12 protein-coding genes are annotated in these 10,364 nt (G+C 65.3%); 5 read left to right on the top strand and 7 right to left on the bottom strand.

The features are described 5' to 3' along the window. Both HBJ55_RS15165 and HBJ55_RS15160 read right to left on the bottom strand, forming a co-directional pair. On the bottom strand, positions 1-1,022 hold a 1,022-nt coding region (locus tag HBJ55_RS15165; protein WP_206022684.1), incomplete at its 3' end, for an ABC transporter permease. Then, positions 1,019-1,768, bottom strand: a complete 750-nt coding sequence (locus HBJ55_RS15160; protein WP_206022677.1) for an ABC transporter ATP-binding protein — start codon at positions 1,766-1,768, stop codon at positions 1,019-1,021. The genes HBJ55_RS15160 and HBJ55_RS15165, both read right to left, overlap by 4 nt. Here HBJ55_RS15160 and HBJ55_RS15155 point away from each other — a divergent pair. Continuing rightward, on the top strand, positions 1,767-2,480 hold the full coding sequence (locus HBJ55_RS15155) for an arylesterase (RefSeq protein ID WP_167116634.1): 714 nt from the start codon (positions 1,767-1,769) through the stop codon (positions 2,478-2,480). The two genes, HBJ55_RS15160 and HBJ55_RS15155, sit on opposite strands and share 2 nt — an antisense overlap. Here the strand turns inward: HBJ55_RS15155 and HBJ55_RS15150 are convergent. Both HBJ55_RS15150 and HBJ55_RS15145 read right to left on the bottom strand, forming a co-directional pair. Next, on the bottom strand, positions 2,471-3,388 hold the full coding sequence (locus HBJ55_RS15150; RefSeq protein ID WP_167116631.1) for a DMT family transporter: 918 nt from the start codon (positions 3,386-3,388) through the stop codon (positions 2,471-2,473). The genes HBJ55_RS15155 and HBJ55_RS15150 overlap by 10 nt on opposite strands. Further along, complete coding sequence (locus HBJ55_RS15145; RefSeq protein ID WP_167116628.1) at positions 3,385-3,654, bottom strand: Rdx family protein; 270 nt, start codon at positions 3,652-3,654, stop codon at positions 3,385-3,387. The genes HBJ55_RS15150 and HBJ55_RS15145 overlap by 4 nt, the downstream gene beginning before the upstream one ends. Positions 3,655-3,707: 53 nt before the next feature. On the opposite strand from HBJ55_RS15145, the gene HBJ55_RS15140 reads away from it, so the two are divergent. From HBJ55_RS15140 to ettA, 4 genes are all read left to right on the top strand, one after another. Continuing rightward, complete coding sequence (locus tag HBJ55_RS15140) at positions 3,708-5,048, top strand: MFS transporter (RefSeq protein ID WP_167116625.1); 1,341 nt, start codon at positions 3,708-3,710, stop codon at positions 5,046-5,048. Between the two features lie 89 nt (positions 5,049-5,137). Beyond that, complete coding sequence (locus HBJ55_RS15135) at positions 5,138-5,572, top strand: PAS domain-containing protein (RefSeq protein WP_167116622.1); 435 nt, start codon at positions 5,138-5,140, stop codon at positions 5,570-5,572. Between the two features lie 184 nt (positions 5,573-5,756). Continuing rightward, positions 5,757-5,975, top strand: coding sequence for a PA3496 family putative envelope integrity protein (locus HBJ55_RS15130; protein ID WP_167116619.1), 219 nt, complete (start codon positions 5,757-5,759; stop codon positions 5,973-5,975). Positions 5,976-6,144: 169 nt separating this feature from the next. After that, positions 6,145-7,806: an energy-dependent translational throttle protein EttA gene (gene ettA, locus HBJ55_RS15125; protein ID WP_167116616.1), complete on the top strand. Its 1,662-nt coding sequence runs from the start codon at positions 6,145-6,147 to the stop codon at positions 7,804-7,806. Between the two features lie 104 nt (positions 7,807-7,910). Here the strand turns inward: ettA and HBJ55_RS15120 are convergent, their stop codons facing one another. From HBJ55_RS15120 to alr, 3 genes are all read right to left on the bottom strand, one after another. After that, positions 7,911-8,069 (bottom strand): DUF1328 domain-containing protein, encoded by a 159-nt coding sequence (locus tag HBJ55_RS15120; protein ID WP_159553797.1) that lies wholly within the window; start codon positions 8,067-8,069, stop codon positions 7,911-7,913. Positions 8,070-8,228: 159 nt separating this feature from the next. Beyond that, positions 8,229-9,143 carry an LpxL/LpxP family Kdo(2)-lipid IV(A) lauroyl/palmitoleoyl acyltransferase gene (gene lpxL, locus HBJ55_RS15115; protein WP_167116613.1) on the bottom strand — a complete coding sequence of 305 codons (915 nt, stop codon included), beginning with the start codon at positions 9,141-9,143 and terminating at the stop codon, positions 8,229-8,231. Between the two features lie 42 nt (positions 9,144-9,185). Then, positions 9,186-10,304, bottom strand: a complete 1,119-nt coding sequence (gene alr, locus HBJ55_RS15110; protein WP_167116610.1) for an alanine racemase — start codon at positions 10,302-10,304, stop codon at positions 9,186-9,188. Positions 10,305-10,364 lie beyond the last annotated feature (60 nt).

Genomic DNA, 10,364 nt, shown 5'->3' with positions numbered 1-10,364 from the left:
AGGGTCAGCAGCACGGCCTGACCGGCCAGCCCCAGCAGCGCCCCCAGCAGTGACGCCGCCAATGCCAGCCACAACAGCTGCAGTGCGAAGAGCCAGACAAGGTCGCGCTGGGTGGCGCCGAAGCAGCGCAGCAACGCCGCGGTATCGAGGTGGCGCTCGACGTAGCGCCGTGTAGCCATGGCCACCGCCACCCCGGCCAGCAGCACGGCAGCAAGCCCGGCCAGACTCAAGTACTTCTCGGCGCGCTCCAGAGCGTTACCGAGCCCCGGGCGGTCGCGCCTGACGTCACGCACCTCGACGCCCTCACGGCGCAGTCGCTCGAGCAGCGGCCCCAATGATTCCAGCGCCTGGGGCGGGCCGGCGGCAAGCAGCTCGTACTCCACCCGTGCGCCTGGTTGCACCAGGTTGGTGGCTTCGAGATCGTCGACGTGCAGCATCAGGCGCGGATTGAAATTGCCGAAACCGCCTGACTGGTCCGGCTCGCGTTCGACCAGTCCGGTCACCGTCAGCTCGCCCTCGCCGACCTGCACGCGGTCGCCCAGCTCGGCCTCGAGCAACAGCGCCAGGCGTGGCGCCAACCAGGCCTCACCGGGGGCGGGCCCGTGGGCCACGCTCTCGATGCCCTCGCCGCGGTCGACCTGGATACGGCCATAGTGGGGATAAGCACGGTCGACCGCCTTCAGGCTCGCCGGCTGGAAGGCCTCGTCGAGGCTGACCATGGTGACCATGTCGACCTGGTCGCTCAGGCTCAGGCCGGCATCCTCAAGGGTCTGGCGCAGTTCGTCGTCGAAGGGGCGGCCCTGTTCCAGCACCAGGTCGCCGCCGAGCAGTTGCCCGGCCTGCCGGGTCAGGCCCCGATCCAGGCGGTCGAGAAAAAAGCCGATCATGGTCGAGGCGGCCACCGCCAGCGCCAGGGCGACGAACAGCGCACGCACGTCGCTGGCACGCAGGTCGCGCAGCAACCCGCGCCCGGAGAGACGCAGCAGGTTGGCAGCGGCCGAACGGGACGGCGGCCGGTTCATGCATCCACCTCGTCATGCACCAATTCGACCAGCCGCCCCTCCTCCAGCCGCAGGCAGCGATCGCAGCGCGCCGCCAGGGCGCGATCGTGGGTCACCAGCACCAGAGTGGTCCCGGCCTCGCGGTTGAGCTGGAACAGCAATTCGATGATGCGCCCCCCGGTGGCCTGATCCAGGTTGCCGGTGGGCTCGTCGGCGAAGACCAGCTCGGCCCCGGTGACGAAGGCGCGGGCCAAAGCCACACGTTGCTGCTCGCCGCCAGAGAGCTGCTTGGGCAGATGCTCCAGTCGCTCGCCGAGCCCGACCCGGGTCAGCCAATCGCGGGCCCGGGCCGAGGCGTCGGGCAGCGGTGACAGTTCCAGCGGCAGCAGCACGTTCTCCAGCGCCGTCAAGGTCGGCAGCAACTGGAAGTTCTGGAACACGAAGCCGACCCGGCCGGCCCGCAGCCGTGCACGCCCGTCCTCATCGAGCTGACCGAGCGTCTTGCCGAACAGTGCGAGTTCGCCAGCGCTGGGCTGATCGAGGCCGGCCAACAGACCAAGCAGGGTCGACTTGCCCGCTCCGCTCTGGCCCAGGATCGCCACGCTCTCGCCGGGGAACACTTCGAGCTCCAGGCCACTCAGAATGGTGAGCCGCCTCTCGCCGCTCACGACCTGCTTGCTCAGCTGCCGAGCGTGTAGAATCGGTTGGATATCGCGCCCGGGAGCGACGGCAAGCGCAACAGCATCGGAAGTCGAGGAGTCGGTCATGGTGAAAGGTTTCCCCATTGGTCTGGTAAGAGAGAATCACACCCGCCTGGCCCGGTGGCGTCCCCGCTCCGGCGGTCTGCCCGGCATGCTGCTGCTTGCCCTGTGGCTGGCGACTACCGTCGCCCTGGCCGACGAGCGACCGGTCCTGCTGGTGATGGGCGACAGCCTGAGCACCGCCTATGGCATCGAGCGGGAAGCGGGTTGGGTCAGCCTGCTCGAAGAGCGATTGGACGGCAGCGCTCACGTGGTCAACGCCAGCATCAGTGGCGAAACCAGCAGCGGCGGTGCCAGCCGGTTCCCCGAGCTAATCGGACAGCACGACCCGGACATCGTTCTACTCGAGCTGGGCGGCAACGACGGCCTGCGCGGCCTGCCGCCAACCCAGCTCGAGGCCAACCTGGCCGGCATGATCGAGGCCAGCCAGGCCGCCGGTGCCGAGGTACTGCTACTCGGTATCGACATTCCCCCCAACTACGGGCAGGCCTACCGCCGCGCCTTCACCGACGTCTTCTCCCGTCTGGCCGACACCTACGATACGCCGCTGGTGCCCTTCCTGCTCGAGAACGTGGCACTCGAGGAGGGCATGATGCAGGACGACGGCATCCACCCCACCAGCGACGCCCAGCCGATCATTCTCGACAACGTCTGGCCGGAACTCGCTCCGCTGCTGGAGAATAGCGGCGCGGAGCTGGCCGAAGCCGCTCACGACTGATCGGCAGCCGGACTCTTCTGCCACTGCTGCAGCCCGAGCCCACCAAGGATCAATACCAAGCCGATCAGGGTCGACGCCAGAATCGGCTCGCCCACTACGAGGTAAAGCAGCAGCAGAGACACCGGTGGCGACAGGAAGATCAGGTTGGAGACCCGGGCCGTGCGCGACACCCGGTGCATGGCCAACTGCCACAGCACGAAGGCGATGCCCATCTCGAACAGACCGACGTAAACACCGGCTCCCACGGCCGCCCAGCCGTGCCAGACAAAGCCGGGGCCAAGCAGCATCAGCAGCGTGAGCACCGGCAGGCCAACGCCGAAGTTCTGCCACTGCGCCACCAATGGCGGGCGCCGGTCGCGCACGTTGAGCAGCCAGTAGAGCGCCCACAGCAGGGTCGAGGCCAGCGCCAGCCCCACGCCCAGCGGGTCGGCAAAGGCCACGTCGAAGACCCGGCCGCGGGTAGCGATTACCCAGACGCCCGAGTAGGCGATAAGTCCTGCCAGCACGTCGATGCGGGTGAGGCGCTGGCCGAGGATCGGCACCGCGAGGAACGCCATGGCCAGCGCCCAGGTGTAGTTGAGGGCCATGGCCTCCTGGCCGGGCAGGCGGTCGTAGGCACCGAACAGTACCAGGTAGTAGGCGACCGGGTTCATCAGCCCGGCCCAGGCGGCGGTGCGCCAGCCTCGGCGCAATGCCTCGCCCAGCAGACCCTGGCGAACCACCAGCGCGCCCATCAGCAGCCACGACACCAGCGACGCCAGCCACATCAGCTCGAGCGGAGACATGTAGGTCAATGCCACCTTGAAAGCGGTGGCCACGGTGGACCACAGCGCTACCGCCCCCAGACCGAACAGGATCGCCTGGCGATCCTGGCTCGGCGCTTCTGCGTTCGTTGCTTCGGCCCTCATCGATCGATATGTCCCAGGTCGCGCCCAGGCGCCAGACGGTCGCGCACCCGCTGCTTGAGCTGCTTGCTGTCGGGAAAGCCACCGTCACGCTTGCGTTCCCACAGCGACTCGTCGTCGTAGAAGATCTCGAAGTACCCCCCATGGGAAGGCACCAGGGCCACTTCCTCCAGCTCCTCACCGAAGGTGGAGAGCAGCTCCTGGGCCAGCCAGGCGCTGCGCAGCAGCCACTGACACTGGGTACAGTAATGAATTCGGATACGTGACATGCGGACGCCCTGTCGCAACAATGAATCAAGATGATAGCAGCCAAGGAGCCGAAATGGCCGAGCGCGGGATCAGCCAGTCGCGCCTGTACGAGCGGTTGACCGGCGATGAAGACAGCCGGATGTGTCAGGACATCGCCGACGAAGCCTGCCAGGAGCAACCGCGCAACTTTTTCCTGCATCTGTTCGCCGCGCTGGGCAACAAGCTGGCCGACGAGCTTTCCAGCGCCCGCCTGGTACTGCCCTGGCTGCTCGGGGTGATTGGCGCTCCGCTGTGGATGGTCGGGCTGCTGGTGCCGATCCGCGAGTCGGGCGCCCTGCTGCCGCAGCTGTTCGTCGCCGGCTTCATCCGTCTCAAGCCGCAGCGCAAGTGGGTTTGGGTGCTGGGCGGTACGCTGCAGGCCCTGGCGACACTGCTCGGCGTCGCCGCGCTAGGCTGGGCGCTCAACGCTCTGTTCGCCCTGTTCGGCCATGGCAGCCCCGGCGGTGCGCTGGTGCTGATCACGCTGGTAGCGCTATCGCTGGCCCGTGGGCTCTCTTCCATCGCCACCAAGGACGTACTGGGCAAGACCATCGCCAAGCGCCGCCGCGGCAACCTGATGGGCTGGAGCGGCAGCGTAGCCGGCGCCGTCACCCTGGTCGCCGGCGGCGTACTCATACTGTTCGAGGAGCGCCCCGGCGAGCTGGCCCTGGCGACACTGCTCGGCGTCGCCGCGCTAGGCTGGGCGCTCAACGCTCTGTGTGCGGCGCGCATCAAAGAGGCGCCGGGTGCCGTCGAGGGCGGCGAGAACGCCTGGAACAGCATCAAGCTGGGGCTGCGCCTGTTGCGCGACGACCGAGATTTCCTGCACTTCAACCTGTCGCGCTCACTGCTGCTGGCCAGCGCCCTGGCCCTGCCCTACGTGGCCCTGCTCGGCCAGCAGCAGAGCGGCACCGAACTGGGCGGCCTGGGCGTCCTGATCGTGGTATCTGGCCTCGCCGGCATGGTAGCGAGCCCGATATGGGGCAAGCGCTCGGATGCCTCCAGCCGCAGAGTGCTGCGCGATGCCGGCCTGGGTGCTGCGGCCTGCTGTCTGCTCGGCGCCACCATCGCCTGGCTGCCGGGTGGATGGACAGCCACAGTGTGGCCCTACGCCCTGGTTTATGCCCTGCTGATGATCGTCCATGCCGGCGTGCGCCTGGGTCGCAAGACCTATCTGGTCGATATGGCTGGCCAGGACCGGCGCGCGCTCTACGTGGCGCTGTCCAATACCCTCACGGGTGGGATGATGCTGGTCGTGGGCGGCGCAACGGGACTGCTGGCCCAGTGGCTGGGCACCGATTGGCTGCTGGTGGCGCTGGCCGCCATGGCCCTGGCCGCTGCCGCCTCGGCCGCGCGCCTGCCGGAAGTCGAGTAGCTCCCGGCGTTGTCAACGTGGCTAAGGCTGGCCATGATGTAGCATAGTCACGTTGTGTTACCGCCACGTCTCAGCCAGGAATTCCTTGAATGAAACGCGCCCCATTGATCAGCCCGGAACTCCTCGAGCGCATCGTCAATGCCTCGGAGGATGGCATCGTGGTCGCCGAGCAGGAAGGTGACGAGAACATTCTCATCTACGTCAACCAAGGCTTCGAGCGGCTCACCGGCTACAGTACCGACGAGATTCTCTACCAGGACTGCCGCTTCCTGCAGGGCGATGACCGCGACCAGCCGCCCCTGGCCAATATCCGCAAGGCCCTGCGCGAGGGGCGCCCATGCCGTGAAGTCCTGCGCAACTATCGCAAGGACGGCACCATGTTCTGGAACGAGCTGTCGATCACCCCTGTTTTCGATGCCGATGACAACCTGACCTATTTCATCGGCGTACAGAAGGACGTCACGGAACGCATCGAGGCCCAGATGGAGCTGGAACGGCTCAAGGCCGAGCACGGCCTCGGCTGATACGCCAGGGTACAGTAAAAAAAATCCTGCAAGAGCTTGCTCTCGGCCTCTCCCGGTTATATATAGCCGTCAGGTGCCAGCCTTTGGTGCCGATGGCGCTTCAGGTCCGTCGCTTCGGACGCGAAGCGAATGTGCGATACGTCGATCGCCGAGCGGTCGACACCGGGCCATGGGAGGATTTCACATGAGCCATGAACCCCTTGTCAGCGACACTCACGACGACGAGCAAGACTTCCTCGAAGCAGTGAACGATGACGAATACGTTCGCCCCCGAGCCTCCAGCCGCGCCGACACACTGCGTGCCCGACGCCGCGTCGAGGCCCTGCTGGAGGAGCGACGCCTGCAGCGCGCCATCGAAGACGATTGGATGCTGCTCGGTGAAGAAGAGGAAGAAGAGGAATAAGCAGTATCCCTCTCGGCACGAGGCATCCACGGATGCCTCGTCAAGCAAGGCTTGTCTTCGAACCACTCCATAGAGTGCCCACGTGGCGCCAGGCACCACAGCGCTGGCCTTTGCCCGGCACGGCCACTATCATCGTGGCCACTGAAACCCTCAACCCCAGTGGAATTCCATGGCGCAATACGTCTTCACCATGAATCGGGTGGGCAAGGTCGTTCCGCCCAAGAAACAGATCCTCAAGGACATCTCGCTCTCCTTCTTCCCTGGCGCCAAGATCGGCGTGCTGGGCCTCAACGGCTCAGGCAAGTCGACCCTGCTGCGCATCATGGCCGGAGTCGACAAGGAGCATGAAGGCGAAGCACGCCCCATGCCCGGCATCAACATCGGCTACCTGCCCCAGGAGCCAGAGCTCGACGACGAGAAGAACGTACGCGAGACCGTGGAAGAAGCACTGGGAGAGATCAAGCAGGCCCAGGCCAAGCTCGACGCCGTCTATGCCGCCTACGCCGAGCCGGACGCCGACTTCGATGCCCTCGCCTCCGAGCAGGCACGCCTGGAGAATATCATCGAGGCCGCCGACGCCCACAATCTGGAGCGCAAGCTGGAAGTGGCCGCCGAGGCGTTGCGCCTGCCACCGTGGGAAGCCAGGGTGGGCAATCTCTCAGGCGGCGAACGGCGTCGCGTGGCGCTGTGCCGGCTGCTGCTCTCCAACCCCGACATGCTGCTGCTCGACGAGCCGACCAACCACCTGGATGCCGAATCGGTGGCCTGGCTCGAGCGCTTCCTGCACGACTACAGCGGTACCGTGGTGGCCATCACTCACGACCGCTACTTCCTCGACAACGTGGCCGGCTGGATTCTCGAGCTCGACCGCGGCCACGGCATTCCCTTCGAGGGCAACTACTCGCAGTGGCTGGAATCCAAGGAGAAGCGTCTCGAGCAGGAGGCCAAGCAGGAGGCCTCGCGCCAGAAGGCGATCAAGCACGAGCTGGAGTGGGTGCGCAGCAACGCCAAGGGCCGTCAGGCCAAGAGCAAGGCACGACTCAACCGCTTCGAAGAGATGCAGTCCGGCGACTTCCAGAAGCGCAACGAGACCAACGAGATCTACATTCCACCCGGCCCGCGCCTGGGTGACAAAGTGATCGAGTTCCACGGCGTGTCCAAGCGCTTCGAGGACAAGCTGCTCTACGAGGATCTCTCCTTCAGCGTGCCCAAGGGTGCCATCATCGGCATCATCGGCGGCAACGGTGCCGGCAAGTCGACCCTGTTCAAGCTGATCACCGGCAAGGAGCAGCCCGACAGCGGCGAAGTGGTGATCGGCGACACCGTCGACATCGCCTACGTCGAGCAGTTGCGCGATGCGCTGGACGACAAGCAGACGGTGTGGGAGGCGGTCTCCGACGGACAGGACATCCTCTACATCAATGGCTACGAGGTCTCCTCGCGCGCCTACGTCGGCCGCTTCAACTTCAAGGGCAACGACCAGCAGAAATTCCTCAAGGACCTCTCCGGCGGTGAACGCGGCCGCCTGCAGCTGGCCCAGACCCTCAAGCAGGGTGCCAACGTGCTGCTGCTCGACGAGCCGTCCAACGATCTCGACATCGAGACCCTGCGCGCCCTGGAGGAAGCCCTGCTCGCCTTCCCCGGTTGTGCCCTGGTGATCTCCCACGACCGCTGGTTCCTCGACCGTATCGCCACCCATATTCTGGCGTTCGAAGGCGAATCGCACGTGGAGTTCTTCGAGGGCAACTACACCGACTACGAGGCAGAGCATCGCAAACGGGTCGGCAACGATACGCCGCATCGCATGAAGTACAAGCGCATCGACGCCTGATTCACGGCGCCATTCGGCAAAGAACGAGGCCTCGCACCAGCGAGGCCTCGTCCGTTTCAGTTGCTTCTCTTGGCGAGGGAATCAATCGCTGAGTGGCATCCTCGTCACGGTCGCCGCCCGGTGATCAGCGAGACGATGAACAGCACGATGAACAGGAAGAACAGGATTTGAGCGATGGTGGTGGCCGCACCGGCGATACCGGTGAAACCGAGCACCCCCGCAATGATGGCGATGATCAGGAACAGCATTGCATTGCCGAGCATAACAGACCTCCTTGACTGTCTTGGCGCCATCCCAGGCGCGGTTACCCAATCAGGTATCTTTCAGGCTTGCGTGAGCTGACCGAATCGTCAAGTTACTGCCGGTTACGCCTTGTATCCGGCAAGGTTCCAGAGAGAACACTCACCTCGATGGCAACACATTCAGTACAAACCCGGCCCCCCCTTCGGCCGGGTCTTGAAGCGCCGATGAAGCCACATGTACTGCTCCGGATGCTTGCTTATCGCCTGCTCGATGAAAGCATTGATCCGCGTAGCATCACTCACTTCGTCATTGCCGGGAAAGTCTTCGAGGGCCGGTTGGCACTCGATGGTATAGGTACTGTCGTCGGGGTTGCGATGAAACATGAGCGGGACCACGGCTGCCCCTGTCATCCGTGCGATCTTGGCCGTCAGGCGGATCGTTGCCGCCTCCACGCCGAACAGCGGGGCGAAGACACTGACGCTGCGGCCGAAGTCCTGATCCGGCGAGTACCAGACCAAATGCCCCTCCTTGAGCCGGCGCACCACGCCGCGCAGGTCGTGACGATCGATCGTCTCGCCGAAGATGCGGCTGCGCCCCCGGGTCATGAAGCGGTCGAACAGCGGGTTGTTGTGCGGCCGGTAGACGGCATCGCTAGTGAAGTAGAGCGAGTGCAGCGCACCGCCCAGATCCAGCGTCGAGAAGTGAATGCCGACGATCAACACGCCCTTGCCCCTGGCACGAGCCTGCTCCATGTGATGCCGCCCTTTGAAGGTCACCCGATGACGTAGATGCCTGGGGTCGCGGCACCATCCCGTGGCGGTCTCGAGAATACCGATGCCGTTGGCCTTGAAGGTATCGCGAGCCAGCCTGTCGCGCTGTGTATCGCTGAGCTCGGGAAAACAGAGACGCAAATTGGTATCGACGATATGCCGGCGACGAGGCACCGCCCACCAGGCCAATAGGCCGAGCCCCCGCCCGATGGCCAGCTTGAGCCGCCAGGGCAGCCAGGCACCGACCCACATGCAACCAATGGCCAGCCAGGCCGGCCAGTAGCGAGGATGGGCGTATGAAGCGGGCCAGTTACGCTTGGACATGCAGGGTTCCGTTAGCTTCGGGTTGGCGAAGGCAACCGGCGCTCAGGCGCGCCGCCGATAGCGCCTGGGGACTCGCGGGAGGATGCCGGTCAGCAGCGTATAGCTGATGGTATCGCAATACCGGGCCACCTCGTCGACCGAGAGTACTGCGCCATACCGCGACCTTCCCCACAGCACGACTTCGGTGCCGATATCGGCCTCGGGGATATCGGTCACGTCCACCGTCAGCATGTCCATCGAGACCTTGCCGGCCAGAACCGTGCGTTTCCCCGCCACCAGCACCGGGGTACCGTCGACGGCATGCCGATCATAACCATCGCCATAGCCGCAGGCCACCACCGCAATGCGCGACGGTCGCGGCGCTCGCCAGCGGCCGGCATAGCCGACCGGCTCGCCGACGGCCAGGTCGCGTACGGCGATGATTTCGGAACGCAGCGTCATCACCGGCTCGAGCCGGCGGCTGGCCGCGCTGGGTCGCTCCAGCGGATCGCTGCCATACAGCATCACGCCGGGGCGAACCCAGCTACCATGAGCCTGAGGCCGGGCCAGGGTAGCCGGCGAGTTGGCCAGGCACAGCGGGGCGCCGAGTCGCTCGGCCAGCGCCCGCATGCATTCTAGCTGGCGGTCGAAATAGGCCGAGTCGAGCGCATCGGCGGTGGCGAAGTGGCTCATCAGCTGCAGATCGGTGGCGTACTGCGGTGCAGTGACCAGGCGAGCCCACACTGCCGGCACCTGTTCGGGCGGAAAACCCAGCCGATGCATGCCGGAATCGACCTTGAGCCATACCGGGATCGGCCGGGCCGGCCGGTAGGACAAAAGGGCCTCGACTTGCCATTCGCTATGCACCGCCATCCACAGGCCCAGCGCCTCGACGCGACTCAGTTCCTGCGTCTCGAAGATGCCCTCGAGCAGCACGATGGGCGTTTCAATGCCCCCCTTGCGCAGGGCTTCGGCCTCTTCCAGGCAGGCCACGGCTAAAGCCGGCGGGCGCTGGCCTTCGGGCAACGACTCCAGAGCGCTGGCGCTCTCCACTGCACCATGGCCGTAGGCATCGGCCTTGATCACGGCCAAGGCCCGGCTGCGGTTTGCCAGTTCACGGGCCAGGGCATAATTGTGACACAGGGCATCAAGATCGATATCGGCGACCAGCGGCCTGGCCATGGCAACCTCCTACGGAAGCGGAAAAGCACAAGATTATCTTTTATATTTCCAGCCATTTCA

Source organism: Billgrantia bachuensis (genome assembly GCF_011742165.1).
In the GTDB taxonomy this organism is placed as follows: Bacteria; Pseudomonadota; Gammaproteobacteria; order Pseudomonadales; family Halomonadaceae; genus Halomonas; species Halomonas bachuensis.
The sequence above is the reverse complement of the archived record's forward strand: the minus strand, read 5'-3'. Positions and strand labels throughout refer to the sequence as shown.